The sequence below is a fragment of the Ottowia sp. genome (assembly GCF_016703145.1).
In the GTDB taxonomy this organism is placed as follows: Bacteria; Pseudomonadota; Gammaproteobacteria; order Burkholderiales; family Burkholderiaceae_C; genus Ottowia.
In genome coordinates this window covers 1,523,070-1,547,470 of sequence record NZ_JADJCO010000003.1, presented here as the reverse complement: position 1 = coordinate 1,547,470, position 24,401 = coordinate 1,523,070, and the positions used below count along the sequence as shown (strand labels likewise).

At 59.5% G+C, this 24,401-nt stretch carries 29 protein-coding genes, 1 tRNA gene and 2 pseudogenes; 24 read left to right on the top strand and 8 right to left on the bottom strand.

Annotated features, from left to right (window positions below; translation table 11 throughout):
- Positions 1-171 precede the first annotated feature (171 nt).
- On the bottom strand, positions 172-1,476 hold the full coding sequence (locus IPG65_RS11215) for a replication-associated recombination protein A (RefSeq protein WP_293189427.1): 1,305 nt from the start codon (positions 1,474-1,476) through the stop codon (positions 172-174).
- Positions 1,473-2,486 carry an integron integrase gene (locus tag IPG65_RS11210; RefSeq protein WP_293189425.1) on the bottom strand — a complete coding sequence of 338 codons (1,014 nt, stop codon included), beginning with the start codon at positions 2,484-2,486 and terminating at the stop codon, positions 1,473-1,475. Before IPG65_RS11210 ends, IPG65_RS11215 begins: the two co-directional genes overlap by 4 nt.
- Before the next feature lie 129 nt (positions 2,487-2,615).
- Here IPG65_RS11210 and IPG65_RS11205 point away from each other — a divergent pair, with 129 nt between their 5' ends.
- The 14 genes from IPG65_RS11205 (at position 2,616) to IPG65_RS11150 (ending at position 12,170) form a co-directional block, all read left to right on the top strand.
- Entirely contained in the window at positions 2,616-2,816 is a 201-nt protein-coding gene (locus tag IPG65_RS11205; protein ID WP_293189423.1) for a hypothetical protein, read from the top strand.
- Between the two features lie 454 nt (positions 2,817-3,270).
- Complete coding sequence (locus IPG65_RS11200; protein ID WP_293189421.1) at positions 3,271-3,567, top strand: hypothetical protein; 297 nt, start codon at positions 3,271-3,273, stop codon at positions 3,565-3,567.
- 116 nt (positions 3,568-3,683) lie between these two features.
- Entirely contained in the window at positions 3,684-4,148 is a 465-nt protein-coding gene (locus IPG65_RS19375; protein WP_366932128.1) for a CFI-box-CTERM domain-containing protein, read from the top strand.
- A gap of 176 nt (positions 4,149-4,324) precedes the next feature.
- Positions 4,325-5,452 (top strand): type I restriction endonuclease, encoded by a 1,128-nt coding sequence (locus tag IPG65_RS11195; protein WP_293189419.1) that lies wholly within the window; start codon positions 4,325-4,327, stop codon positions 5,450-5,452.
- Positions 5,453-5,575: 123 nt separating this feature from the next.
- Positions 5,576-5,875 (top strand): DUF1010 domain-containing protein, encoded by a 300-nt coding sequence (locus tag IPG65_RS11190; RefSeq protein ID WP_293189417.1) that lies wholly within the window; start codon positions 5,576-5,578, stop codon positions 5,873-5,875.
- Positions 5,876-5,891: 16 nt separating this feature from the next.
- The gene (locus IPG65_RS11185; RefSeq protein WP_293189416.1) at positions 5,892-6,158 is read left to right on the top strand and encodes a DUF1010 domain-containing protein; all 267 of its coding nucleotides are present in this window, start codon (positions 5,892-5,894) and stop codon (positions 6,156-6,158) included.
- Positions 6,155-6,535 (top strand): hypothetical protein, encoded by a 381-nt coding sequence (locus tag IPG65_RS11180; RefSeq protein ID WP_196995795.1) that lies wholly within the window; start codon positions 6,155-6,157, stop codon positions 6,533-6,535. The genes IPG65_RS11185 and IPG65_RS11180 overlap by 4 nt, the downstream gene beginning before the upstream one ends.
- Before the next feature lie 2 nt (positions 6,536-6,537).
- On the top strand, positions 6,538-6,972 hold the full coding sequence (locus IPG65_RS11175; RefSeq protein WP_196995796.1) for a hypothetical protein: 435 nt from the start codon (positions 6,538-6,540) through the stop codon (positions 6,970-6,972).
- Positions 6,870-7,289, top strand: a complete 420-nt coding sequence (locus IPG65_RS19370) for a DUF1010 domain-containing protein (RefSeq protein ID WP_366932127.1) — start codon at positions 6,870-6,872, stop codon at positions 7,287-7,289. The genes IPG65_RS11175 and IPG65_RS19370 overlap by 103 nt, the downstream gene beginning before the upstream one ends.
- A gap of 10 nt (positions 7,290-7,299) precedes the next feature.
- Positions 7,300-8,577, top strand: a complete 1,278-nt coding sequence (locus IPG65_RS11165; RefSeq protein WP_293189406.1) for a S1C family serine protease — start codon at positions 7,300-7,302, stop codon at positions 8,575-8,577.
- 797 nt (positions 8,578-9,374) lie between these two features.
- Positions 9,375-9,929 (top strand): hypothetical protein, encoded by a 555-nt coding sequence (locus IPG65_RS11160; RefSeq protein WP_293189404.1) that lies wholly within the window; start codon positions 9,375-9,377, stop codon positions 9,927-9,929.
- Positions 9,930-10,030: 101 nt separating this feature from the next.
- Positions 10,031-10,855, top strand: coding sequence for an alpha/beta hydrolase (locus tag IPG65_RS19365; protein WP_293195186.1), 825 nt, complete (start codon positions 10,031-10,033; stop codon positions 10,853-10,855).
- 80 nt (positions 10,856-10,935) lie between these two features.
- Positions 10,936-11,220 (top strand): DUF1010 domain-containing protein, encoded by a 285-nt coding sequence (locus IPG65_RS11155; protein ID WP_293190071.1) that lies wholly within the window; start codon positions 10,936-10,938, stop codon positions 11,218-11,220.
- Between the two features lie 113 nt (positions 11,221-11,333).
- Entirely contained in the window at positions 11,334-12,170 is an 837-nt protein-coding gene (locus IPG65_RS11150; RefSeq protein WP_293189402.1) for a dienelactone hydrolase family protein, read from the top strand.
- A gap of 321 nt (positions 12,171-12,491) precedes the next feature.
- Here IPG65_RS11150 and IPG65_RS11145 read toward each other — a convergent pair whose 3' ends face one another.
- A complete protein-coding gene (locus IPG65_RS11145; protein WP_293189400.1) occupies positions 12,492-13,052 on the bottom strand; it encodes a transposase in 561 nt (186 codons plus the stop codon).
- Between the two features lie 175 nt (positions 13,053-13,227).
- On the opposite strand from IPG65_RS11145, the gene IPG65_RS11140 reads away from it, so the two are divergent.
- From IPG65_RS11140 to IPG65_RS11125, 4 genes and pseudogenes are all read left to right on the top strand, one after another.
- On the top strand, positions 13,228-14,004 hold the full coding sequence (locus IPG65_RS11140; RefSeq protein WP_293189398.1) for an SDR family oxidoreductase: 777 nt from the start codon (positions 13,228-13,230) through the stop codon (positions 14,002-14,004).
- A gap of 67 nt (positions 14,005-14,071) precedes the next feature.
- Positions 14,072-14,566 carry a RidA family protein gene (locus IPG65_RS11135; protein WP_293189396.1) on the top strand — a complete coding sequence of 165 codons (495 nt, stop codon included), beginning with the start codon at positions 14,072-14,074 and terminating at the stop codon, positions 14,564-14,566.
- Between the two features lie 76 nt (positions 14,567-14,642).
- Positions 14,643-15,051, top strand: a pseudogene (locus tag IPG65_RS11130) (VOC family protein); the annotation flags it as partial.
- Positions 15,052-15,211: 160 nt separating this feature from the next.
- Complete coding sequence (locus IPG65_RS11125) at positions 15,212-15,616, top strand: cupin domain-containing protein (RefSeq protein ID WP_293189394.1); 405 nt, start codon at positions 15,212-15,214, stop codon at positions 15,614-15,616.
- A gap of 810 nt (positions 15,617-16,426) precedes the next feature.
- On the opposite strand, the pseudogene IPG65_RS11115 reads toward IPG65_RS11125, so the two are convergent.
- Positions 16,427-16,549: pseudogene (locus IPG65_RS11115) on the bottom strand (transposase); the annotation flags it as partial.
- A gap of 240 nt (positions 16,550-16,789) precedes the next feature.
- Here IPG65_RS11115 and IPG65_RS11110 point away from each other — a divergent pair.
- From IPG65_RS11110 to IPG65_RS11095, 4 genes are all read left to right on the top strand, one after another.
- Positions 16,790-17,095 carry a hypothetical protein gene (locus IPG65_RS11110; RefSeq protein WP_293189392.1) on the top strand — a complete coding sequence of 102 codons (306 nt, stop codon included), beginning with the start codon at positions 16,790-16,792 and terminating at the stop codon, positions 17,093-17,095.
- Between the two features lie 477 nt (positions 17,096-17,572).
- Positions 17,573-18,058, top strand: coding sequence for a GNAT family N-acetyltransferase (locus IPG65_RS11105; RefSeq protein ID WP_293189390.1), 486 nt, complete (start codon positions 17,573-17,575; stop codon positions 18,056-18,058).
- Positions 18,059-18,060: 2 nt separating this feature from the next.
- A complete protein-coding gene (locus IPG65_RS11100; RefSeq protein WP_293189388.1) occupies positions 18,061-18,690 on the top strand; it encodes a DUF4256 domain-containing protein in 630 nt (209 codons plus the stop codon).
- A gap of 76 nt (positions 18,691-18,766) precedes the next feature.
- Entirely contained in the window at positions 18,767-19,183 is a 417-nt protein-coding gene (locus IPG65_RS11095) for a GFA family protein (RefSeq protein WP_293189386.1), read from the top strand.
- A gap of 237 nt (positions 19,184-19,420) precedes the next feature.
- Here IPG65_RS11095 and IPG65_RS11090 read toward each other — a convergent pair.
- The 4 genes from IPG65_RS11090 to trxB form a co-directional block, all read right to left on the bottom strand.
- Positions 19,421-19,508, bottom strand: a tRNA-Ser gene (locus IPG65_RS11090).
- Between the two features lie 100 nt (positions 19,509-19,608).
- A complete protein-coding gene (gene rpmG, locus IPG65_RS11085; protein ID WP_293189384.1) occupies positions 19,609-19,779 on the bottom strand; it encodes a 50S ribosomal protein L33 in 171 nt (56 codons plus the stop codon).
- A 24-nt stretch (positions 19,780-19,803) separates the two neighbouring features.
- Complete coding sequence (rpmB, locus tag IPG65_RS11080; protein ID WP_087282502.1) at positions 19,804-20,037, bottom strand: 50S ribosomal protein L28; 234 nt, start codon at positions 20,035-20,037, stop codon at positions 19,804-19,806.
- Between the two features lie 155 nt (positions 20,038-20,192).
- Positions 20,193-21,146 (bottom strand): thioredoxin-disulfide reductase, encoded by a 954-nt coding sequence (gene trxB, locus IPG65_RS11075; protein WP_293189377.1) that lies wholly within the window; start codon positions 21,144-21,146, stop codon positions 20,193-20,195.
- Positions 21,147-21,301: 155 nt separating this feature from the next.
- Between trxB and IPG65_RS11070 the strand changes: the two genes are divergently transcribed.
- Together IPG65_RS11070 and IPG65_RS11065 are read left to right on the top strand one after the other, a co-directional pair.
- Complete coding sequence (locus tag IPG65_RS11070; RefSeq protein WP_293189375.1) at positions 21,302-21,976, top strand: Crp/Fnr family transcriptional regulator; 675 nt, start codon at positions 21,302-21,304, stop codon at positions 21,974-21,976.
- A gap of 67 nt (positions 21,977-22,043) precedes the next feature.
- Entirely contained in the window at positions 22,044-24,383 is a 2,340-nt protein-coding gene (locus IPG65_RS11065; RefSeq protein ID WP_293189373.1) for a DNA translocase FtsK, read from the top strand.
- Positions 24,384-24,401: the final 18 nt, after the last annotated feature.

Here is a 24,401-nt window from a genome sequence, read left to right as displayed (position 1 = left end):
GCCGGGCGCTTTGTGAGCACCCCACGACCACCTAGCAAAAAACCCGCCAGGTGTTCCTCCTCAGCGGGTTTTGGTGCCGGTGATTCTAGCGAAGGGCGGGTTCGCGCCAGGTTGGTGCGGCACCGGGGTTTTCCCTCTCCCCCGGCGCCCCGGATGGGTGCGACGCCGGACTCAGCCGCCCCCGGCCTGGCGGTTGCGGCGGCGCAGCTCGGCCAGCTTCTCGCCGATCTTGATCTCCAGTCCGCGCGGCGCGGGCTGGTAGAAGTCCTGCGGCGGCATGCCCTCGGGCAGGTAGCGCTCGCCGGCGGCGAAGGCGCCCTCCTCGTCGTGCGCGTAGCGGTAGCCCTTGCCGTAGTCGAGCTGCTTCATCAACTGGGTCGGCGCGTTGCGCAGGTGCAGGGGCACGGGGCGCGTGGCGTCCTGCTTGACGAACGCCTTGGCGGCGCCGAAGGCCTTGTAGACGGCGTTGCTCTTGGGCGCCACGGCCAGGTAGACCAGGCACTCGGCCAGCGCCAGCTCGCCCTCGGGCGAGCCCAGGCGCTCGTACACCTCGGCGGCGTCCAGCGCCAGGCGCAGCGCGCGCGGGTCGGCCAGGCCCACGTCCTCGCTGGCCATGCGCACCAGCCGGCGCGCCAGGTAGCGCGGGTCGGCACCGCCGTCGAGCATGCGCGCGAACCAGTACAGCGCGGCATCCGGGTCGCTGCCGCGCACCGACTTGTGCAGCGCGCTGATGGTGTCGTAGAACTGCTCGCCGCCCTTGTCGTAGCGGCGCATGCGCTCGCCCAGCACCTTCAGCAGCCAGGCGTCGGTGATCACGTCCAGGCGCTCGGCGCGGGCGGCGACGAACAGCGTCTCCAGCGTGTTCAGCAGGCGCCGGGCGTCGCCGTCGGCGTAGGCGACGAGGCGCTCGGTCGCTTCTTTTTCGATAGCTGTCGGCGCTTGTCTGGCCTGGGTTCGGGCCAGAATTTCCTTCAAATCCTGGTCGGTGAGCGGTTGCAGCACGTACACCGCCGCGCGCGACAGCAGGGCCGAGTTGACCTCGAACGACGGGTTCTCGGTGGTGGCACCAATGAAGGTGAACAGCCCGCTTTCGACGTGCGGCAGGAAGGCGTCCTGCTGGCTCTTGTTGAAGCGGTGCACCTCGTCCACGAACACGATGGTGCTCTGCGGCGTGAGGCTGTCACGCGCCTTCTGCGCCAGCTCCACCGCCTCGCGGATGTCCTTGACGCCGCCCAGCACCGCGCTGATGGGGATGAACTGCGCGTCGAACGCATCGGCCATCAGCCGCGCGATGGTGGTCTTGCCCGTGCCGGGCGGCCCCCACAGGATGCAACTGTGCGGCTGGCCCGACTCGAAGGCGATGCGCAGCGCCATGCCCTCGCCCAGCAGGTGCTGCTGGCCCACCACCTCGCCCAGGCGGCGCGGGCGCAGGCGCTCGGCCAGGGGCTGGTGCGGGCGGCTGGCGGACGGATTCATAGCGCGTCGAGCGGGCTCAGCACGCCACGCCCGCCTATGTTGAGGACATGGGTGTAGATCATCGTCGTGCTCACATCCGCATGCCCCAGCAGCTCCTGCACCGTGCGGATGTCATAACCTGCTTGCAGCAAGTGCGTGGCAAACGAATGGCGCAACACGTGCGGCGACACCGGCTTGGCAATCCGCGCCCGCTGCGCCGCCCCGCGCACCACGCGCTGCACCGACTCGGGGTACAGGTGGTGGCGCCGCTCCAGCGCCTGGCCCGTGCGCGCATCCGGGCGCGGGTCCAGCGCGCGCACCGGCGACGGAAACACCCACTGCCATGCCCAGCTCTTGTCCGCATCCGGGTATTTGACCGCCAGCGCATGCGGCAAATACACGCCCGGCAAACCGGCGGCCCGATCCTTCTCGTGCAAAACCCGCGCCTTTTGCAACTGCGCCTGCAAGGGGGCGATCAGGTTCTCGGGCAGCACCGTCACCCGGTCCTTGTTGCCCTTGCCCTCGCGCACCACGATTTCGCGCCGCGCGAACTCCACGTCCTTCACGCGCAGCCGCAGCGCCTCCATCAGCCGCATGCCCGTGCCATACAGCACCTGCGCCACCAGCCCCGCCGTGCCTTCGGCGTGCAGCAGCAACTCGCGCACCTCTCCGGGCGTCAAGACCACCGGCAAGCGCCGGGGCCGCCTGGCCTGCACCACCTCATCGAGCCAGGGCAATTCCATGCCCAGCACCTGCTTGTACAAATACAGAATCGCCGCCTTCGCCTGGTTCTGCGTGGAGGCCGACACCTGCCGATCCACCGCCAGGTGGCTCAGAAACGCCTCGACCTCCGCCGCGCCCATCTCTTGCGGATGGCGCTTGCCGTGGAACAGGATGAAGCGTCGCGCCCAGTCGATATAGGCTTCTTCCGTGCGGATGCTGTAGTGCCGCGTCCGCAGGTGAATGCGCAGGCGCTCCAGCAGCTTGGGCTGGCGCGGCGTGTCGGTGGGCGCATCCAAGAGGCTTGCCATCCGCAGAATTTTAGGTTTGCCTAAACGGCAGGTACCTTGGGGCTTTCCTGTAGGCGGTGTGGGGTGCTACGATCTTATCTGACGATGACGCCCCGCCCGGGCGTCGTCTAATTCTAGTTAGAGGCTCAAATGGCACAAGTCATCGGACAAGCGCTAGCAATGCTGCTAGTACTTTTTATTCTTCGTTTGATATATAAATTTTCGCTAAACATCACAAATAAACTTGACCGAGGTAGCTCGGGGAAATCAGCGTTTGTTAAAGGATTTTTTGTGATTCTCGCCATCGCCCCTTGGGTTGGCATGTTTATTTATGTGAAGTTTTATTCATAGCCTTATCGTTTCTAAATTTTTGTCACAGCCGACCGTCTACAACGCCGGCTAAATTCAGGGCGCTAGTCTTAATTAAATTTTATTTATGCGGTTGCAGTTAAAAACTTTACCTTAATCCTTGCTTTAGCATCAGGTTCTGTATACGCAGACAATTATTTACCGTCTCACTCGTGTCGCAAGCCAATAAAACCGTACAAATTCACCAGCAACTGGGAAGTGGAGCAGTTTAAAGACGATGTTGCGCGCTACAAACAATGCATTAGTGACTTCGTGGATGAGCAGAATGAGGCCGTAGAAAATCACAAACGTGCAGCCAAAAATGCAATTGACGAGTGGAACGGCTACGTTCGCTATGAAATCAAATAACGCGATCCTAACTATTCGTCGCAAGCGACCACCCACAGCGGCGACTGAAATCAGGGCGTTAGATTTTCAATCCTTCTTAAATCAAAGCATGCAAAACAACATCACAACCTCGTTTCTACTCTTCACACTTGCAACCATCTCAGGATGCGCTGCCAACTCCGGCGTTGTACAAATGGGCAGCAATACCTATATGGTCTCTCGACAAGCCGCCACTGGGTTCACTGGCATGGGAACTCTCAAAGCAGAAGCGATGAAAGAAGCATTCGATCAGTGCAAAAAAACAGGCAAGGCTGTTGAAATCATAGAAACAATTGACGCCAAGCCGCCTTACATCCTTGGTAATTTTCCAAAAACAGAAATTCGCTTCAAGTGCGTAGCAGAATAGTTTTCCTATCAATATCTAACTATGCGTCGCAGCCGACCGCCTACGGCGGCGGCTGAACTCATTTGTTAGGCCTCGCAGGCCGCATCCCGCAACCCATCCACCCTTGGAGAAATGCAATGTTCGGATCGAAGAAGAATTCAAAGTCACCAAAAGACACTGGAGGTCCCGTCGTGAAGTCAGGTCCGACTCGCGGACAGAACCGGTCACGCAACACTGACGGCCAGTGGCGAGCAAAGCGGAGCGACGCAGGTAGCTCAAAGAAATCTAAGTGTTATCTGACAACGGCAGCATGTGAACACATGGGTCGACCGGACGACTGCCACGAGTTGCAGACACTTCGCATGCTTCGCGACTCATACATGATGCGATCTCCAGAAGGTAGAAGTCTTGTTGCGAGTTATTACGAAACTGCTCCAAGGATCGTTGCCGATCTAAAGAACAAGACCGAGCTGGACTACGTTTGGGGCGTTGTGCTTCAGTGTGTGGCTGCAATAGATTCCGGAAATTTAGACGAAGCAGTTGCTTTGTATCAAGAGATGGCTTTGGTCATGGGCTGCCAGCACCTCGAAGGCGAGGCCTAACAATTCGCTCAACCGGACACATTGCGGCGTGCCGGCATTTGCCCCGCCATTTCATTCTGGGTCAAATGCCGTCACACCACAATGTGCCGGTTAGCTCAAACGTTAGGCCTCGCAATTTCAACCGCGGCAATACACCGCACTTTTCAACAGCCAACTCAAATCACAACGGAGGAATGATGGACTTTATCGATCAGCTGCGGGTACTTGCGTCCAGGGTTACAACAACCAAAGATTTGATCCAAACGGAAGAGGCGACCAAGAACGCCATGATCATGCCGTTCATCCAAATTCTTGGATACAACGTATTTGATCCGCTTGAAGTCACGCCCGAACTAATAGCTGATATTGGGACCAAGAAAGGCGAGAAAGTTGATTACGCAATTCTAAGGGATGGAAAACCGATAATCTTGTTCGAATGCAAGAAGAGTGGCGGCGATCTAAGCATCAATCACGCAGCCCAGTTATTTAGATACTTCCATGTAACAGCAGCCCGATTCGGTGTTCTCACAAACGGACTTACCTACCGCTTCTTCACTGACTTGGAACAGCCGAACAAGATGGATGAGAAGCCGTTCTTCGAGTTCAATATACTGGACTTCAAGGAGCGGGATGTTGAAGAACTCAAGAAATTTGCGAAGGCTGCCTTCGATCTTGACACAATATTAACCACCGCAAACGAACTCAAATACACCCGCGTGATTCAATCGAAACTCGCGGAGTGGATGACAAGTCCAACAGAAGAATTCGTACGATTGGCTTCGTCGGAGTTGCTTGGTGCTAAACGATTCACACCTCAGATCAGAGATCAGTTTACCGCAATCACCAAGCGAGCTTTTGAACAATTGATTGGTGAGAAAATAAATGAACGGCTTAAGGGCGCAATGGCGCCCGAGTCAATCACTATCACTGATCGCACACCAATGCAGACCCAACAACCTTCAGCCGAAACCCAATCAGCGGCGGCTGCACCGTCAGAACCAGCAGTTATTACTTCGCCGGAAGAGCTGGAAGCATTTCACACCGTACGAGCGATTTTGCGAGGCGTCGTTCCGGCCAAGAGAATATTCATGCGCGATGCTCAGAGCTACTGTGCAATTCTGTTAGATGACAACAATAGAAAAGCAATCTGCAGGCTTCGTTTCAACAACACCCAGAAACTGAGACTTGGAACCTTCAATGACAAGCGAGAAGAAGCCGTTGTTGAACTGGATGCAGTAGAAGACATCTTCAACTACGCGGATCAGATCAAGGCGACGGTAGCTTCTTACCTTTCGCCATCAAACGGCAAGAACGGCGAGGCCTAACCATTCGCTCAACCGGACCCATTGCGGCGTGCGGCCAAAGGCCCGCCATTTCATTCTGGGCCTTTAGCCACACGCCGCAACGGTCCGGTTAGCTCAAACGTTAGTCCCTTCATATTCCGCTTTATGCAGGCCAGCATTTATTCCAGCGCTTCGCCAATCTCAAAGGTTTCTCCTTTGGGGTTTTGGCGCTGCGCCGGGCTTCGCCTGTCTGCACTGCGCAAGTTTCAAGCCTTTTTGGCCTCCAGCGCTTGTGCAGTAAGCGCCACCAGCTATCATTCTTGCAGCGCTGCGTCGCTTCCGTGGCGCAGCGCTTTTTCGTGGGCCGCGCCCGTCTTCAAGTCTGGGCGCTCCCTTTCGGCCTTCGGGTCTAACATTGCGGTCAAGCCGACCCGCCTACGGCGGTCGGCTTACCTTGGCCGTTAGTCCCATCACCCGCTCTATGCGCGCAGCCACTTATTTCAGCGCTCGGCCCTGTTCCAAAGGCTTTCTAGCCTTTTTGGCCTCCAGCGCTTGCCAGCCAAGCGCCACCAGCTATCATTCTTGCAGCGCTGCGCCGCTTCCGTGGCCCAGCGCTTTTTCATGGGCCGCGCACGTCTTCAAGGCTGGGCGCTCCCTTTTGGCCTTCGGGTCTAACTCTGCGGTCAAGCGGACGGCTTCGCCGCCGCTTACCTTGGCCGTTAGCCATTTCGACACGGAGCCACTATGAGCCGCACCATTGCACTCTTGATCGCTGTAGCCATCTCACAAACCGCGTGTACCAAGCCACCTGAACCAATTTGCCAGGAACTCGACACGACCATCGACAATAGCATTAGGCAGGTTGCGCTTACCCTTGCGGAGGGTGATGTGTTTGACAAAGGAGCGATGCAACAGGCCGCACGGTACATAGCCGCGAACAACCATCTTCAGGTTATACAAATTAGCCTGAATCTCCAGTCTCAACACAAGTGTCAAATTCGTAAGTCTGTGATTAACCCGCTGATATACAAGTCCGAAGCGCTCAAATGCCTCACTGCGACTATCGGCGAAAAGAAAGACAACGCAGCCGCACTGTGCGACATCAAAAACTGGAAGGGAGACTAAAGATGAGTGACACAAGCAACAGCACAGACAACGACAACAACAACCATCCGCCCTCGAAGAAGATCGAGAATTCAATCATTGGCGTCGCAATCGCCGGTGGTTCAGCCGCCTCGGCTGCGGGAGTTGTCGCAGCAGGCGCATCAGCGACTGGAACAATCAGCGCTGTTGGCGCTGCCATAGGCGGTGTCGCCGGGGGAGTTTTTGGTTCTGGTGTCGGCTTGGCAACCGGCGGCGTAGGTATGGCAGCCACAGTTCCATTCGCCACGGCTGGTGCAGCCATTGGTGGCTGGGCTGGCCCCGCGCTGGCAGTTCTGGGCATCGGTACAGCTCCAGCATGGGCGGTGCCCGCTGCAATTGGCGGTGGTGTAGTTGCGGCAGGCGGCATTGCCGTAGCTGCCTACAAGCTGGTCAAAGCTCGCGGAAAGAAAAATGGCTAACACTGCGCTCCAAGGGACGCGCCGCAAGCGGCGCGCCCCTGAGCTTGGACGTTAGTCCCATCACCCGCTCTATGCGCGCAGCCACCTGTTCCAGCGCTCCGCCCTGTTCCAAAGGCTTTCAAGCCTTTTGGGCCTCCAGCGCTTGTGCAGCAAGCGCCACCAGCTATCCTTCTTGCAGCGCTGCGCCGCTTCCGTGGCCCAGCGCTTTTTCGTGGGCTGCGCCCGTCTTCAAGGCAGGGCGCCCCCTTTTGGCCTTCGGGTCTAACTCTGCGGTCAAGCGGACCCGCATTCTGCGGGCCGCTTACCTTGGCCGTTAGGTTTATCCACATGAAAACTCAGATGAAAAAACTATTTATTTATGCGCTTACCGCTACAACACTAGCAGGCTGCGGAACCTCTGCTGTAATTAAGGATGTTCAAGACAAACAAGTACAGCAACTTGATCTAAAAGCAGCAGCAAATTCAAAGCCAATTCAACTATCCAAAGTTGTCGTGCGATTGAAGCGGGGTGAACACGTTGGAGCATTACAGGGTGGCTTATTATGCGTACCTCAAGCCGATCTAAATTGGAAAGGCGGACGATTAAAACTCGACTCAGACGACTTTACCGATGCCTTTAAAGAGGAGTTAGAAAAATACTCTTTTAAAACGGTTGGAGATACAAATGCGCTATTTGAAGATCCGTCAAGTTGGAAATCTGAAATATTGATTGCCGGTCTGGTGAAAGAATTAAAATCAAATGTCTGTTTCCCTATGGCTGGTTTTGGTAATTTTTCCAGTTCAAAAGGAGAGTCCTTCATAAAGGTTGAGTGGCAAATTTATTCCAAACTTGATCGAGCCGTTGTTCACGCTGTCACCACCGAGGGCTCGTTCAAGTCTTCAGAAAGCCAAGAAGGAGGCATTGATCCAATAATTATTAATGCATTCACTCAGGCAGCACGAAATCTTCTGGCCGATGAAAAATTTCGAAATATAGTTGTTCGTGGCGGCGAAACAGTCAAAGAAACGACATTCAAAACGGCCGATGGCTTTATCATCACCCCTGGAAAATCGAAGCCTTTTCACAAACAGGCGGATGAGTGGAAGGAAGGCGTGGTGACGATCTTCGCCGGGAACGGCCATGGCAGTGGTTTTGCAATTGGCGAGAACCTCATCCTGACCAATCATCACGTCATCGGAGAATCAGATAAGGTTGTCGTAAAACTCGGTGCTGGCTTTGAAATCAGCGGGGATGTTATTGCTTATAACTCTGCATATGATGTGGCGGTCATAAAAGTTCCAGCGAGTTTACCGCGTCATTTCAAATTGCAACGTGCTCTACCATCAATCGGCACGGATGTTTATGCGCTTGGCAGCCCTCTTTCGGAAAATTTAGATGCAACTCTTTCCCGCGGGGTTGTCAGCAATGTCAGAAAAGAAGATAACAAAACATTAATCCAAAGTGACGTCAATGTACTGCCGGGAAATAGTGGCGGCCCCCTAGTTAATGGGTCAGGCGAAGCGGTCGGGATTGCCGTATCAGGAGTGCAAATAAACAGATCGCCGCAAGGAATTAACTTCTTTATCCCAATCAAGGATGCTTTGGAAGCCATGAAAATCCAGTAGTCGATCATTTCTAACCATTCGTCGCAGCCGACCGCCTACGGCGTCGGCTGAACTTATTCGTTAGGCCGCTGCTCCGGATCGCATCATCGTCATCAAAGTTGGTGATGCCTCCCGCGGCGGTACGTGGAAAAGTCTAATGATCGGCGCACACGCCGGCGTCGCTCATCGATCAAGGAACGGCGGATCCCCTCTAAGGACAAATCATCATGGATGCAAAGTATGTGATTGCGATTGCGAGCCTGTCACTTATTCTTACGACCCACGCGGAGGCGGGGAAGGTCTTCGCAAGGGGAAAGGTGCCAGCAACTGGAACATCTGCTTCGAAGCACAATCCTCCGTGCACGCCTGATCAACAAGCGAAGAACTTGGGTCAGCAGATTGTCGACAAAGGATTGGATGCCGTGGGCAAGGCGACGGCATCACTCGGTCTTGGAAACGATCCGTTCAATACGAGACGCTTGAATCAATCTATGTGCGTCGATCTCTGCGTCGTTGTCCCTCAAGGAGCCAACTTCACGGCGCGAGGCTCCATAACCCCTATCGACTGGAAGGGCGACCTACCCTCCGGGCTCCCGGAAACGATCGATCCTCAGAATTGGGCTGCCGTCACTGGGCCGGCTGTGGACTCTACGCCTCGAGGGGATGTCGTCTGCTATACGTTTAAGAATTGGAGTCACGATCAAGAGAGGGCCATAGGTGTCGAAGTGTCCTACTAGCAGTATGGGCAGCCGCCTAACAGTTCCTTCCAGCGGACCGCCTTCGGCGTCCGCTGAAGTCAAACGTTAGGAGCCTTTGAAGTGGATCCGTTAGTGACCGTGACTCTTGATACTGGACTAATGCTGTCACTTTTAGACAGGACAAGAGAGGCGACTGCAGTTGAAAAAATTCTCCAGTGGCATCTGGAAGGAAAAGTTCGAGCTTACGTATCCAATCGAATTTTTGATCCAGATACCTGCGATATGCGTGACGAACAGAGAAAAGAGATGCGCATGATCATCGAAAAATATGACATAGAGATAATTGGCTCTGGATTTCGCCTTGGTTTTTCCAGACTAGATGGCCTCGATAAGCTTAGTGGCGGCTTCACCACGCGCAACCCAGAGGAAATGGCGAACTTCTCGAAGATCGTTGGAAAAGATCCAACCAATCTTCCAAAGTCGTCCATCGGAAATAGGTTATCCAACAAGATCGGAGATTACGACGCATTACGTGATCACTACGCGGATAAGCGAGAGGTTTTTATCACGCTAGACACTAAAGACTATCTTCATATCACCAAGAGAGCCATATATTTTGAATGTTTAGGACTGAAGATCATGAGCCCGTCTGAATTCCTAGAAAAGTGCTCATAGCCCGGTGAACTGAATTGGTTCCCTCAGCATATCCTAACCCGACGGTCAAGCGGACTGGCTTACAGCCAGCCGCTTACCTCAAACGTTAGCCGAAGATTGTCATGAGATCACGCTTATTTCACGGGCTTCTGGCTGGAATAACTCTCGCAGCATCATTACAAGCCGCAGGAGACGTTACGAACCAGATCGCAGCACCGAGCGCGTCGGTATACCGCAACGTTGCGAATCACGACCTCCGAATATTCACGTTTTCGCCCACGGTTCTCGCTGGTACAGCGCGGCCAGCCATCCTCATGGTGCAAGGCGGAGCATGGTCGCGCGGCAGCCCCGAACAGCTCTTCAGGCCAGCACAATACTTTTCTGAGAACGGGTTTGTATCTGTGATCGTTGAATACAGATTGGCGGATGCGGCGAACTCGCCGGTCGAATCTTTCTCCGATGTGTGCCACGCGCTCGCCTTTCTTAGAAAGAATGCCGAAACGCTTGGCCTCGCACCATCAAAGATCGCACTTTGGGGAATATCGTCGAGTGGACAACTCGTAGCGTCTGCAGCGACGGTTGGCTGCGGCTCTGCAGAAGGTAGCGCCGGTAACGGCGGACCCGACGCTCTGCTGCTTGTTTCGCCTGTAGTAGACGCCGTCTCAGATGGGCTGTTTCGTCAGCTGATGAAGGGGCACGGGAAACCCGCATCTTTCTCGCCAATGCACACTTTGACGAAGAGGATTTCTCCCACCCTCATCATGCAGGGCGATGCGGATCCGACCACTCCGATCGAGCGCAGCAAGGCCTTCTGCGAGCAAGCGCGAGCGCTAGGAGGCCGGTGCGAGCTCGTGGCGCTTGAGGGAAAGGGACACGTCCTTGACAGGGCAACTCGAGACCGGGTGTTGGCTTTTCAAGCCACATTTCTTCGAGAGATATGGAAATGAACAAGGCTAGCACGTCGCTCCAGCGGATCGCCTGCGGCATCCGCTGACGCTTGGCCGTTAGCCCCTTCATATTCCGCTTTATGCAGGCCAGCATTTATTCCAGCGCTTTGCCTTTCTCACAGGTTTCTCCTTTGGGGTTTTGGCGCTGCGCCGGGCTTCGCCTGCATTCGCAGCGCCAGTTTCAAGCATTTTTGGCCTATAGCGCTTGTGCAGCAAATGCTACCAGCTATCATTCTTGCAGCGTTGCGCCGCTTCCGTGGCGCAGCGCTTTTTCGTGGGCCGCGCCCGTCTTCAAGGCTGTGCGCCCCCTTCTGGCCTTCGGGTCTAACTGTTCGTCGCAGCCGACCGCCTACGGCGGCGGCTGAACTCAGGGCGGTAGTCCCCACCGGCACCATTCTTCTCTCCGTCACACGCTTCTATGCGCGCTTGGATACCACCTTGACCGCCATTCGTCACTGCAACAATCTCGGAGCAACTCATGTTCTCAAATACTCGGCTGAACTCACTGCTTCTCTCGGCCCTCGTTGCCGTGTGCTCTGCTGAGGCCTACTCGCAGGACCTCCGGGCTCAATTCCTGCCGCCACTTGACTTCAAGCCAGTGACCTTCAGCGGTGAGACCAAGGAGTCAATCGGAATGTTTACAGACATTGCCAATTCGACTTTCAAGCCACCAGGAGCAGGACCGTTCCCAGCGGTCGTTCTCATGCACTCATGTGGTGGCGTAAAGAACCCCCACATCAAGCAGCACGCCCAGGAAATTCTTCAACAGGGCTATGTAGTGCTTGTCGTAGACAGCTTCGGACCTCGCGGATTTGAGAACTGTGCTGCCCGCGTCCTCAGCGGGTCTGCTGGCGTAGCTGATGCCTACGCTGCGCTGGCGTCCCTTTCGGTAAAGCCCTTCGTCGACAAATCTCGCATCTACCAGGTGGGCTATAGCTGGGGGGCGATCATCGCCACTATGCTAGCTTCGCCACAAAGCGCAACCGTCGTTGGCTCAAGTTCGCGGTTCACTGCAACGGTTTCAAACTACTCCAGTTGTTCATTCGAGAACAAATACCAACTACTGCTCAGAGACTCAGACCGTCCAGTTCTAATGCTCCTTGGCGAACTCGATCAAGAGTTGCCTCCGGCGTCTTGTTTTCCTCTCTTGAATGAGATGAAGGCAGCAGGCAGCCCAGTTCATTGGCACGTCTTTCCAGGTGCCACTCACGCTTGGGACAAGCCGAGCTTTCCGGCACGCGGCTATGCGTACAACGAGCAGGTCACGAAGGAGGCGACATCGAGAATGTTCACCTTTCTTTCCCAACAGCGCTAGCGTGGGCGGGGCCTAACCCCTCGTATATGGACTCCCCACCAAAGGCAAGAAACTGATTGATGTTCTGGCTGTTGGGGAAACGCCTGCAGTCGCATATCCGGCATCTGTTGTGGACTCTGTGGTGGTCCGTGCCAGCATGGAATCTGCGGGACCGGCGCGCCAATCAATACAAGCGGCAGGCAAGCTGCCGGAAGAGTTATCGGCGTCAGACGGTCTGGGGAGTGCCCGGTTGGCCATGTGGGTCAATCAATCTCGTCGCAAGCGGCGTGGGGGGAACAAAAATCTTTCATGTGACGACTGTTCGATGGGTGCGCCTGCCACTCAGGCGGGCATCACAAAGCTCTCGCGGGTGATCTTTCTGCTCAGGCGGTCAGACTCGCCAAACGGCGTCTTGTCCCTGAGCGTCGCGTAGCAGATGCGCGCAAGCTTGTTGGCCAGCGCACAGGCCGCCTTGTTGTGGTTCGAGCGACGCTGCACATCCAATGCCCAGCGACGCACGCCCCCCACCTCCTTGCCTGCGCCTTCAGCCACCTTGGCCGCGCGCAACACGCTCCTGGCGCCGTGCGTGAGCAGCATGCGCAGATAGCGGTCGCCGCGCTTGGAGATCGAGCCCAGAAAGCGCGAATTGCCCGAAGAGTGTTCACGCGGCGTCAGCCCGAACCAACTGGCAAAGTGGCGCGCATCCTTGAAGTGCGTCACATCGCCCGAAGTGGCCGCCACCAGGGCGGTGGCCGTGAGCAGGCCAATGCCCGGAATCGAGAGCAGCGTGGTGCAGGCCCGGCTCTGTCGGGCCAGGGTGGGTGTCGATGACTTTCCAGTGTTCATCGGCCACGGCGAGTTGGAACACGGACTTGGCCAAATCGACAGCAACGGTTGTAGCATTCATGTCGGACTCCTTACGTTTGTTGAAGACCTGATCCCCACGCCAATGAAGACCAGAGCGCGAATTTCGCGCAAACAAACGGGGGAGTCCATCCCATCAGTCAAGCCGACGCCACTTCGCGCCATGGCTTAATTCGTTAGGCATCTGAAAACGCAACAGTCGGAGGTACCGAAGATGAATACGTCCGCTCAGGGACTGCGGGTCCTCGTCACAGCCGGTGCGGCGGGAATCGGTTGCGCCTTTGCGTCCACTTTTCACGAGGCTGGTGCCAAGGTATTCGTTTGCGATATCGATGCCCAGGCATTGTCCAAGTTCCGTGCCGAACATCCGCAGGTTGGAACTGCCGTCACTGATGTGGCGGTTCCGTCGCAGGTCGACGAACAATTCGATACAGCAGCCTTGTTCTTGGGTGGTCTTGACGTCCTGATCAACAACGCCGGCATCGTCGGGCCAACCGCAAGGGTCGAAGATATCAGCGTTCTGGAATGGGATCGGACGATCGCCATTGACCTCAACGGCATGTTCTACTGCACGCGCCGCGCTGTCCCCTTGCTGAAGGCTGCCGGCGGTGGCGGCATCATCAACCTGTCTTCTATCGCGGGCCGGCTTGGATATCCATTGCGTACGCCATACTCAGCGGCGAAGTGGGCTGTCGTCGGATTCACAAAGAGCCTCGCGATTGAACTCAGCCCTTCAAACATACGGGTCAACGCAATCCAACCCGGAGTCGTCGAAGGCGAGCGAGTGAATCAGGTCATCAGCGCCCGGGCTGCGGCTGCAAGTATCGACTTCGAAGCGTCCCGCGAGCAGTTCGTATCAACGATTTCGCTCCGACGCATGGTCGGCGCCCAAGACGTCGCAAACATGGCCTTGTTTCTTGCCACGCCGGCTGGAGCAAGCATCTCGGGCCAGGCCTTGTCTGTTTGCGGCGACCATGGCTCACTCGCATGAGCGGCGAGCAGCGAGCAGCGAGCAGCGAGCAGCGAGCAGCACAAAAACCTACCCAAGGAACCACCCCGTGTCAACACCAGAAGACCGCCTCGCTGAGCTCGGCCTTGTTCTTCCTGCGCCGCTCCAATTGCCACCGGGCGTCACACTGCCGTTTCCGTGGGTGCGCATAGTCGGTACCAGGGCAATCATCTCCGGCCACGGCCCGACAAACACGGACGGAAGCTTGGCTCAACCGTTGGGAAAGGTCGGCTCAGAGGTCAGCGAAGACCAAGCCTATATTGCCGCACGCCTCACAGGAATGGCCATCCTCGGAAGTCTGAAAAGACAACTTGGTTCACTTTCACGCATCGCCTGCTGGACCCGGGTCTTCGGAATGGTCAACTCCGCCCCAGGATTCACACGCCAGCCGGCGGTTATCAATGGCTTCACTGACCTCATCGTCAGCGTTTTCGGCCAAGAGCATGGAACTCATGCGCGTAGCGCAGTCGGCCTGGCAGAGCTGCCTTTCCGGATACCCGTCGAAATTGAGGGCGAGGTTGAATTGCGGCCGGGTGATGCCTGACCCCTCCTTCAAGCGGACCTACCTTCGGCAGGCCGCTTAAGTCACACGTCATGCCTTCTAAAAAAGGAGTTACCGCATGAAGCCGCGCATTAAGGTGCTCACCCTTGGCGTCGATGATCTTGAAAGATCGCTGCGTTTCTATCGCGAAGGACTTGGGCTGGAAACAGAGGGGATCATCGGAACCGAGTTCGTGCATGGCTCGGTCGTATTTTTCGATCTGGAAGGCGGCTTGAAACTTGCTCTTTATCCCCGGAAAAGCCTTGCGCACGACTCGACGCTTCCACTCGGGCCGCCCAGCGCAACAGAACTGTCAATCGGCCACAATGTGGACTCCAAGGCAGCAGTCGACGCAGTGATGAAGCAAGCGAGAGCGGTGTGGTGCCACCATCGTCAAGCAGGCGCAGGACACTTTCTGGGGTGGCTACGGTGGATACTTTCAAGACCCCGATGGGCATCTCTGGGAGATCGTGTGGAATCCTCAATGGGTAGTCGAAGATGAGGCCCCTCCCAACCCAAGCACTTCTTCTATACCAAAATCTGGTGTTGCCAAGCGAACCCACCAACAAGGCGAACTCGACTATGGATGAAATGGTACAAGCCCAGCACTTTCCCCCGGGCACGGGCACAGTTCATAAGATTGGTCGAATGACCATGATCTTCACGACCACCGCCAAGCACAACGAAGGTGGCTACACGCTTTGCGAGGCAATCGAACCTCCTCAGTCTGGTGCCGCGCTGCACCGTCATCCGACATACGACGAGACGTTCATCATTTGCGAAGGGAACTACGAGTTTCAATTGGATAAGCAGATGCTCAAGCTTGGGCCGGGAGACACAGTCTTTGTGCCCAGAGGCATACCTCACAGTTTCCTAAGCGTGGGGCCAAGGGTAGGCCGCCAACTGATCATCAGTTCGCCAGGTGGCATCTTTGATGCCTTCATTGCTGAGGTGGCAACTTCGATGGTTGACAGTGGTTTGCCGGCGTGCCCCGGAGAAGCCACTGACTTCAGAGCAATTGCGGCGAAGTACGGCATGGAGTTCCTGAGCTAGCCAGACGCGCCGAGCTTGCATCTGGCTTGAAGGAGTTGAGTTCGCCATGTCAGCAGGCGCGCAGCGACGCCAACCGCTCGTTGCACCTGACGTGCAACAACGCGCTTCGACCGCTTCCGCAGGTGAACTCAATTCGTTAGGCCGCACAAGCAACTATCTCTGCCGATTCAGGAGAACACAATGCTCAATCCCCGTATTGCCCCAATCGAGCCACCGTACCCGGCGGATGTGCAGGCGGACTTCGACGTGCTCATGCGTGGAGCCCCTCCATTGCTTCTCTTCCGGACGGTTGCCAGGAATCCGCGCGTTCTTCAGCGCATGATGGCTGGTGGCTTACTCGATCGAGGCAGCATTTCCCTTCGCAGTCGCGAGTTGATGATTCTGCGCACTTGCGCGCGCTGCGGCGCTGAATACGAGTGGGGTGTTCACATTGCCAGCTTTGGCGTCAAAGCCCAATGGACGCCAGCGCAAGTCCGATCGTCGGTTCATGGGAAAGCCACGGACGACTGTTGGACCGTCGAAGACCAACTGGTTATTGAACTCGCCGATCAGCTTCACGATTCGAGCCACGTCGACGACACCACGTGGGCAAAGCTTTCGGCACACTTCGCGCCCGAACAACTCGTCGAGCTTGTCATGTTGGCTGGGCTTTATCATGCGGTGTCGTTCATGGTCAACGCCTGTGGCGTTCAGCCTGAGACATTCGCCCCAGCTTTCCCGGGTGCAGCCTAACTGTTGGTTGGATCGGCCCTGCACATCCAGCGCCCATCGGCGGATGCCGCAGACCTCCTTGCCAGCACCCTCGGCCACCTTGGCCGCTCTGAGCACGCTGCGCGTGCCGTGGGTGAGCAACATGCGCGGATAACGGTCACCTCTCTTGGAGAAGCGCCCCAGGTAACGGCTGCTGCCCGAGCTGTATTCGCGTGGCGTCATTCAAGCCGATGCCGCTTCGCGGCGCGGCTTATCCCAAGCGTTGTCCCGCCGTCGCCTGTCGAACACCGGCCGAGATGTGGCGCCCGTTTCAAATCGTCGTCACTACGGCATGACGCGTGTACGACAATGCGCGTACCATCATGCGGCCCAGCGCCGAGCGCTGGGCCGCGGTGAGTTCCGAGGGGGTGTACAGGCAGGCCTGCTGCCTGTATCTCCGGTCCAAACCATCACCGAGAAAGAATGGCCAAGCCTCCCGATCCCCTGCCTCCAGAGGTGATGGCCGCGTTTGAACGCGGCCATCCCATCGAGGCGATCAAGCTGCTCGTCCGCATGCGCGCCGGCTCGCGCGCGGCGGCACAGTCCAGGGCCCGGCGGCCGGCTGGCCCTGCTGCGGCAAACCCTGTGGCCTCCCCTCCGGTACATCGGAAACCCAGCACACGCGACAAGGGGCTGTCGCCTGGAGAGGTACCGCGCTCAAACTCGGCCTTCTGGGGTTGGATGGTGGTGGCCCTGTTGACCTATCTGGCCTATCGGTTCCTGCGCTGATTGAAGCGGTGCTTGCTGCACCTCGTCGCGGGAACCATGGAAACTCTAAAACGCATCACGTTCACATTTGCGTTCGCTTCTGCATTCTTCATTTCGCTGGTTTCCTCTGCGTCAACAACTACGTCGTTGAGTTTGCCACGGTGGGGTAGCCGCTCTATCCTGGTGCCAGCGTTCCAAGCACCGTTCCCGGCAGTCTTCGCATTCCACTTGGCGGCGGCCCATTTCCGGTAATGGTCATTCTCCATCTCCATGGCTCAGCCGGTATCGACGGACGCGGAGAAGAAATGGCAAAGGTCTTGCCCGACGCGGGGATAACATTCATCTAGCCCGACCTGTGAAAGCTGTTCATCGAGAACGGCGACCCACTCAAGCAGATCGCGATCAGCATGCCCTGATGTTCACGCCATGAATCTGATCGAGGCACCCGTCACCCTGCGCCCGATGGCGGAGCACGATCTTCCGATGCTCCACCAGTAGTTGAATCGCCCGCATATCGTGGTGGGGTGGGGTGGAGAGCGGCCCACGATTCAGCAGGTCCAGCAGTGCTACCTGCCGCGAATCCTGACAGCGGAGCGGGTGACGCCCTACATCGGCCTGCTCGGCGGCCGGCCGCTCGCCTATGCCCAGTCCTACGTGGCGCTCGGTGCCGGCGATGGATGGTGGGAGGACGAGACAGACCCGGGAGTGCGCGGCATCGACCAGTCCATCGCCGACCCCGAGCTTCTTGGGCAGGGGCTTGGAACTCGGCTCGTCGGCGCCCTGGTCGATCTGCTCTTCAGCGACTCGCAAGTCTCCAGGATTCAGACGGACCCCGCGCCGCACAATCTTCGAGCCATCCGCTGCTACGAGAAGGCGGGATTCCGGAGAATCCGGACCATCGTCACGCCCGACGGCCCCGCCCTCTACATGCTTCGAGACCGGCCCGTCGAAGTATCGTCAACCAGCCACCGATCATGCGGATGACCATGAAGCCCAAGGAACGCGAAGCGCTGCTCCAGGCGCTGCAGGTCCGCTTCGAGGCGAACAGGCACCGGCACGCCGGGATCGCCTGGAAAGGTGTGCGCGCCAGGCTCGACAGAGACCCTGGGGTGCTCGGCGCGCTGCAGCGGATGGAAGCCACCGGCGGCGAACCCGACGTCATCGGTCAGGAGAAATGGCCCCCACGCTTCCCTGCTTCGCAGGGTCCGCTACCGGCCGAGGGGGCGCTTTTCATCTTGGGGCGGCCCGGCGATGAAAAGGCCTCCGGCCCGTTCATCTTCTGCGACTGCTCCGCGGAAAGCCCCATCGGGCGCAGAAGCACCTGCTACGACGCCGAGGCGCGCGAGGCAAGGAAGGAGCACAAGCCCGAAACCAGCGCGGTCGAGATGGCCGCTGCGATGGGCATCGAGCTTCTGACCGAGGCGCTGTATCGGGATCTGCAAGAGCTGGGCGAGTTCGACACCAGAACGTCCAGTTGGATCGCCACGCCACCCGAGGTGAGGGCGCTGGGTGGAGCCCTGTTTGGCGACCGGCGCTACGGCAGGGTCTTCGTCTACCACAATGGCGCGCCGTCGTACTATGCCGCCAGAGGCTTCCGCGGCGCGCTGCGGGTGTGAGCCTCGCACGATCCGGCATCGCCGAAACCGCATGCACATCGCCGCGGCATCACCATCCACTTGAAAGGTCCTCGAAATGAACGGTCATTGCTTGTGCGGCGCTGTCGGCTTCACGTCGCCGGATGCGAAGGAGATCGGGGCATGCCACTGCGGCTTCTGCCGCCGGTGGGGCGGCGGACCCTTGCTGGCGGTGCACTGCGGCCCCGGCGTGACGTTCACGGGCGCCGACCAGATCGCCGTCTATGCGTCCTCGGAGTGGGCGGAGCGGGCCTTCTGCAAGACATGCGGAACCCACCTCTACTACAAGCTGCTGGCGACCGGCGAGTACTTCGTCCCCGCCGGGGCATTCGATTCGGCCGATTTCGAGCTGGCCAGCCAGATCTACATCGACAAGAAGCCCGGGTACTACGCTTTCGCCAACCAGACGCCGACGCTCACCGAGCAGCAGGTGATCGAGCAGTACGCGCCGCCCGATGGCGAGGCCGCGCCCTGACCGCGTGATGCCGGCGACGGCAACCCGAGCGCTGGCCAGTTGCATAGGCTCGCCGATTAGCAATAAAAAACGGCTTAGGTCCGCATGGACAAATGGATGACAGCTTCCATATTGATAGCACACGGAGCCAGATTCATGGCCGGGTCATGTCCGTCCCAGCCCCTGGCTTGGACCGAGCGGCGCGTTTCTCTGAACACCAGGAAAAAAGCGGCCCGGAGGCCGCATTCTTTCTTGATCTGGCGGAAGCGGTGAGATTCGAACTCACGAACGGTTGCCCGTTGCCGGTTTTCAAGACCGGTGCAATCGACCACTCTGCCACGCTTCCAGGATCGAGCGACCGGATTCTATCGGCCCGATCGTGGGGCCGCCCGGCAAAAAGAAACCCGCTGCATGCAGCGGGTTGCCGGGGTAGCCCAAGCAGAAGATCACTTCAGCTTGATTTCCTTGTACTCCACATGCTTGCGAGCCTTGGGGTCGAACTTCATGATCGACATCTTCTCGGGCATGAGTTTCTTGTTCTTGCTGGTGGTGTAGAAGTGACCGGTGCCGGCCGTGGATTCCAGCTTGATCTTTTCGCGTCCGCCTTTGGTGGCCATGAGGTGCTCCTTTGGGCTGAATGATTAGGCTTGGCCGCGTGCGCGCATGTCGGCGAGCACGGCGTCGATGCCATTCTTGTCGATCAGTCGCAGCGCGGCGCTGGACACGCGCAGGCGCACCCAGCGGTTCTCGCTCTCGACCCAGAAGCGGCGGTACTGCAGGTTCGGCAGGAACCGGCGCTTGGTTTTGTTGTTGGCGTGGGAAACGTTGTTCCCGACCATGGGCTTCTTGCCCGTGACTTCGCAGACGCGTGCCATGAGATCACTCTCCAGTCGATACAGCCGTCGCTGGCGCCGCTTGCTGAAAAGCGACTCGCTTCGGCCTCACCTCGCCATGAATGGGGTGGCGGTGGCCCCTGATCCGATAATGGAAAAAGCCCGCGATTATAGCCTGACTGGCCCCGCCGCCCGCTTCAGCCGCCCTGCTGCTCCAGAAAGCGCTGCGCGTCCAGCGCCGCCATGCAGCCGGTGCCGGCGCTGGTGATGGCCTGCCGGTAGACGTGGTCCTGCACGTCGCCGGCCGCGAAGACGCCCGGCACGCTGGTCTGGGTGGCAAAGCCCTGCAGGCCGCCGCGGGTCTGGAGGTACCCGCCCTCCATGTCGAGCTGGCCCTGGAAGATCTCGGAATTGGGCGAATGGCCGATGGCGATGAAGCACCCTTTCAGGTCGATGTCCTCGGTCTGGCCGCTGTCCACGTGCCGGATGCGGATGCCCGTGACGCCGCTGTCGTCACCCAGCACCTCGTCGAGGACGTGGAAGGTCTTGAGTTCGATCTTGCCGGCGGCGGCCTTCTCCATCAGCTTGTCCACCAGGATCGGCTCGGCCCGGAACTTGTCGCGCCGGTGCACCAGGGTGACCTTGCGGGCGATGTTGGACAGGTACAGCGCCTCCTCGACCGCCGTGTTGCCGCCACCGATGACGCAGACGTCCTGGTCGCGGTAGAAAAAGCCGTCGCACGTGGCGCAGGCCGACACGCCCCGGCCCTTGAAGGCCTCTTCCGACGGCAGGCCCAGGTACCGGGCCGACGCGCCGGTGGCGATGATCAGGCTGTCGCAGGTGTAGGTGGCGCTGTCGCCGGTGAGAGTGAACGGCCGCCGCGACAGGTCGGCCGTGTGGATGTGGTCGAAGACGATCCCGGTCTTGAAGCGCTCGGCGTGCTCCTGGAAGCGCTGCATCAGCTCCGGCCCCTGCACGCCCTGGGCGTCGGCGGGCCAGTTGTCGACGTCGGTGGTGGTCATCAGTTGGCCGCCCTGGGCGATGCCGGTGACCAGCAGCGGGGCGAGGTTGGCGCGCGCGGCATACACGGCGGCCGTGTAGCCGGCCGGGCCGGAGCCGAGAATCAGCACTTTGGCGTGTTGGGTGAGCATGGTTCTTTTGGAGGGGGCGGGATGACCCTGGTTGAAGCAAGGTTGCGATAGCATACGGCCGGCTATCCAGCATGCTGTACTGTCCTCGGTACGAGGCAACAATGCTTCGATTTTAAGAACGCCCTGAAGAACGTGAAGGCCGGAGGTTGATTGCCATGACGATGCTGTCGAGTCTCGATCTGATTCGCCGAGTCCCCTTGTTTGCGATGCTGACGGAAACGCAGGCCAACGCCGTGGCCAATGCCGTCGTCAAGCGCCGCTTCAAGCGCGGCGAGACGATCGTCGAGCAAGGCAAGAAGTCCAACGCGCTGTTCATCTTGCTCAACGGGCGTGCGCGGGTGATCACGGCCGACGGCCGGGGGCGCGAGGTGATCCTGGCGACGCTGCAGCCGGGCGACCACATCGGCGAGATGAGCTTGATCGACAACGAACCGCATTCGGCCACCGTGCGCGCCGAGGTGCAGACCGACGTGCTGATGCTGGGCCGGGTCGAGTTCGCCCGCTGCCTGCCCGAGAACACGTCCATGACCTACGCCATCATGCGCGGGCTGGTGCAGCGCCTGCGCCATGCCGACCGCAAGATCGAGTCGCTGGCGCTGATGGACGTGTACGGCCGCGTCGCGCGTGCCCTGCTCGAATTTGCCGCCGACACCGGCAACGGCGAACTGCTGATCCGCGACAAGATCTCGCGCCAGGACCTCGCCAAGATGGTGGGCGCGTCCCGCGAGATGGTGAGCCGCGTGATGAAGGACCTGGAAGAACGCGGTTTCATCCAGACGCAGGACAACGGCTCCATCGTGGTCAAGGTGCGGCTCAACGACGTCGGTTGATCCCGTCCCGCTGGGGCCCCTCGCGGCGGCGCGCTTGCGGTAAGCTCACCGGGCTGTAGTTTCATCCATGGCTTACCCTCTCAATACCTTCAATGCCGCAAGCGGCGCCGCGGCGCCGCGCCCAGGCGTCCATCGCTTTGCCCAGGAAGTGGTCCTGGTGCTGGGCCTGGCGCTCATCATCTTTCTGGCCATGGCCCTGGCGAGCTACTCGCCCCAGGACGCGGCCTGGTCCACGTCCGGCACGAGCGGGGCAGTGCGCAACTGGGCCGGCAAGCTGGGCGCCTGGATCGCCGACCTGTCCTACGTGCTGCTGGGCTTTTCGGCTTGGTGGTGCGTGGCGGTGGCGGTGCGTGCCTGGGTCGCCGGCGTGCTGCGCTGGATGAATGGCGCGGCCCGGCCGGCCGTGGCGACGCCCGCCTCCTCGCCCTGGGCGCGCCTGAAATCGACCCGCTGGGCCTTCTGGCTGGGCCTGGCGCTGCTGCTGGCGGCCAGCACCGGGCTGGAGTGGAGCCGGCTCTACCGCTGGGACGGCGCGCTGCCGGGCTCGGCGGGCGGGATGCTGGGCTACCTGGGCGGGCCGATCGCCGTCCAGTGGCTGGGCTTCACCGGCTCGGCCCTGCTGGGCATCGCCGTGCTGGTGCTGGGCGCGGCCCTGGTGTTCCGTTTCTCCTGGAGCCGCGTGGCCGAGCACATCGGCGCGGGCCTGTATGCCCTGGTCGAGTCGCGCCGGTCGCGGCGCGAGATCGCGCAGGACGTGGCCCTGGGCAAGCAGGCCGCGCGCGAGCGCGAGGAAGTGGTGCACCACGAGCGCGAGGTGAGCGAGGAGCAGCACCCCGCGCCGGTGCTGATCGAGCCGCCCGCGGCGCCGGCACCCAAGAGCGAGCGCGTGGTCAAGGAAAAGCAGAAGCCCCTGTTCACCGAGCTGCCCGACAGCCGCCTGCCGCAGGTCGATCTGCTCGACGGCGCGCTGGTGCGGCAGGAAAGCGTGGCGCCCGAGACGCTGGAGATGACCAGCCGCTTGATCGAGAAGAAGCTCAAGGATTTCGGCGTCGAGGTGCGGGTGGTGCTGGCCTCGCCCGGCCCGGTGATCACGCGCTACGAAATCGAGCCGGCCACCGGCGTGAAGGGCTCGCAGGTGGTCAACCTGGCCAAGGACTTGGCGCGCTCCCTCAGCCTGGTGTCGATCCGCGTGATCGAGACGATCCCCGGCAAGAACTACATGGCGCTGGAGCTGCCCAACGCCAAGCGCCAGTCGATCCGCCTGTCCGAGATCCTGGGCTCTCAGGTCTACAACGAGGCCAAGTCGCTGCTCACCATGGGGCTGGGCAAGGACATCGTCGGGCACCCGGTGGTGGCCGACCTGGCCAGGATGCCGCACGTGCTGGTGGCCGGCACCACCGGCTCGGGCAAGTCGGTGGGCATCAATGCCATGATCCTGTCGCTGCTGTACAAGGCCGAGCCCAAGGACGTGCGCCTGCTGATGATCGACCCCAAGATGCTGGAAATGTCGGTCTACGAAGGCATTCCGCACCTGCTGGCGCCGGTGGTCACCGACATGAAGCAGGCCGCCAACGGCCTGAACTGGTGCGTGGCCGAGATGGAGCGCCGCTACAAGCTGCTGTCCAAGGCCGGCGTGCGCAACCTGGCCGGCTTCAACCAGAAGATCGACGACGCCAAGGCGCGCGGCGAGTTCCTCTACAACCCCTTCAGCCTCACGCCCGAGGACCCCGAGCCGCTCGATAGGCTGCCCCACATCGTGGTCGTCATCGACGAGCTGGCCGACCTGATGATGGTGGTGGGCAAGAAGATCGAGGAGCTCATCGCCCGCCTGGCGCAGAAGGCGCGCGCCGCCGGCATCCACCTGATCCTGGCCACGCAGCGGCCCAGCGTGGACGTCATCACCGGCCTCATCAAGGCCAACATCCCCACGCGCATCGCCTTCCAGGTCAGCAGCAAGATCGACAGCCGCACCATCCTCGACCAGATGGGCGCCGAGGCGCTGCTGGGCATGGGCGACATGCTGTACATGCCCTCGGGCACCGGCTTTCCCATTCGCGTGCACGGCGCCTTCGTCAGCGACGACGAGGTGCACCGCGTCGTCGAATACCTCAAGAGCCAGGGCGAGCCCAACTACATCGACGGCGTGCTGGAAGGCGGCACCGTCGATGGCGAGCCGGGCATGCCGGGCGAAGGCGGCGAAGGCGGCGAGAAGGACCCGATGTACGACCAGGCCGTGGAAGTGGTGCTGAAGAACCGCAAGGCCAGCATCTCGCTGGTGCAGCGCCACCTGAAGATCGGCTACAACCGCGCCGCGCGGCTGGTCGAGGACATGGAGAACGCCGGCCTCGTCAGCGCCATGACCGCCGACGGCAAGCGCGACATCCTGGTGCCCGCGCGCGCCGAATGATCGCCCCCGGTGTCTCGC

Bases quoted from the DNA above. Each gene is read 5' to 3' on its own strand.
- IPG65_RS11215 (WP_293189427.1), bottom strand. From the start codon at position 1,476: ATGAATCCGTCCGCCAGCCGCCCGCACCAGCCCCTGGCCGAGCGCCTG.
- IPG65_RS11210 (WP_293189425.1), bottom strand. From the start codon at position 2,486: ATGGCAAGCCTCTTGGATGCGCCCACCGACACGCCGCGCCAGCCCAAG.
- IPG65_RS11205 (WP_293189423.1), top strand. From the start codon at position 2,616: ATGGCACAAGTCATCGGACAAGCGCTAGCAATGCTGCTAGTACTTTTT.
- IPG65_RS11200 (WP_293189421.1), top strand. From the start codon at position 3,271: ATGCAAAACAACATCACAACCTCGTTTCTACTCTTCACACTTGCAACC.
- IPG65_RS19375 (WP_366932128.1), top strand. From the start codon at position 3,684: ATGTTCGGATCGAAGAAGAATTCAAAGTCACCAAAAGACACTGGAGGT.
- IPG65_RS11195 (WP_293189419.1), top strand. From the start codon at position 4,325: ATGGACTTTATCGATCAGCTGCGGGTACTTGCGTCCAGGGTTACAACA.
- IPG65_RS11190 (WP_293189417.1), top strand. From the start codon at position 5,576: ATGCAGGCCAGCATTTATTCCAGCGCTTCGCCAATCTCAAAGGTTTCT.
- IPG65_RS11185 (WP_293189416.1), top strand. From the start codon at position 5,892: ATGCGCGCAGCCACTTATTTCAGCGCTCGGCCCTGTTCCAAAGGCTTT.
- IPG65_RS11180 (WP_196995795.1), top strand. From the start codon at position 6,155: ATGAGCCGCACCATTGCACTCTTGATCGCTGTAGCCATCTCACAAACC.
- IPG65_RS11175 (WP_196995796.1), top strand. From the start codon at position 6,538: ATGAGTGACACAAGCAACAGCACAGACAACGACAACAACAACCATCCG.
- IPG65_RS19370 (WP_366932127.1), top strand. From the start codon at position 6,870: ATGGGCGGTGCCCGCTGCAATTGGCGGTGGTGTAGTTGCGGCAGGCGG.
- IPG65_RS11165 (WP_293189406.1), top strand. From the start codon at position 7,300: ATGAAAACTCAGATGAAAAAACTATTTATTTATGCGCTTACCGCTACA.
- IPG65_RS19365 (WP_293195186.1), top strand. From the start codon at position 10,031: ATGAGATCACGCTTATTTCACGGGCTTCTGGCTGGAATAACTCTCGCA.
- IPG65_RS11155 (WP_293190071.1), top strand. From the start codon at position 10,936: ATGCAGGCCAGCATTTATTCCAGCGCTTTGCCTTTCTCACAGGTTTCT.
- IPG65_RS11150 (WP_293189402.1), top strand. From the start codon at position 11,334: ATGTTCTCAAATACTCGGCTGAACTCACTGCTTCTCTCGGCCCTCGTT.
- IPG65_RS11145 (WP_293189400.1), bottom strand. From the start codon at position 13,052: ATGCTACAACCGTTGCTGTCGATTTGGCCAAGTCCGTGTTCCAACTCG.
- IPG65_RS11140 (WP_293189398.1), top strand. From the start codon at position 13,228: ATGAATACGTCCGCTCAGGGACTGCGGGTCCTCGTCACAGCCGGTGCG.
- IPG65_RS11125 (WP_293189394.1), top strand. From the start codon at position 15,212: ATGACCATGATCTTCACGACCACCGCCAAGCACAACGAAGGTGGCTAC.
- IPG65_RS11110 (WP_293189392.1), top strand. From the start codon at position 16,790: ATGGCCAAGCCTCCCGATCCCCTGCCTCCAGAGGTGATGGCCGCGTTT.
- IPG65_RS11100 (WP_293189388.1), top strand. From the start codon at position 18,061: ATGAAGCCCAAGGAACGCGAAGCGCTGCTCCAGGCGCTGCAGGTCCGC.
- IPG65_RS11095 (WP_293189386.1), top strand. From the start codon at position 18,767: ATGAACGGTCATTGCTTGTGCGGCGCTGTCGGCTTCACGTCGCCGGAT.
- rpmG (WP_293189384.1), bottom strand. From the start codon at position 19,779: ATGGCCACCAAAGGCGGACGCGAAAAGATCAAGCTGGAATCCACGGCC.
- rpmB (WP_087282502.1), bottom strand. From the start codon at position 20,037: ATGGCACGCGTCTGCGAAGTCACGGGCAAGAAGCCCATGGTCGGGAAC.
- trxB (WP_293189377.1), bottom strand. From the start codon at position 21,146: ATGCTCACCCAACACGCCAAAGTGCTGATTCTCGGCTCCGGCCCGGCC.
- IPG65_RS11070 (WP_293189375.1), top strand. From the start codon at position 21,302: ATGACGATGCTGTCGAGTCTCGATCTGATTCGCCGAGTCCCCTTGTTT.
- IPG65_RS11065 (WP_293189373.1), top strand. From the start codon at position 22,044: ATGGCTTACCCTCTCAATACCTTCAATGCCGCAAGCGGCGCCGCGGCG.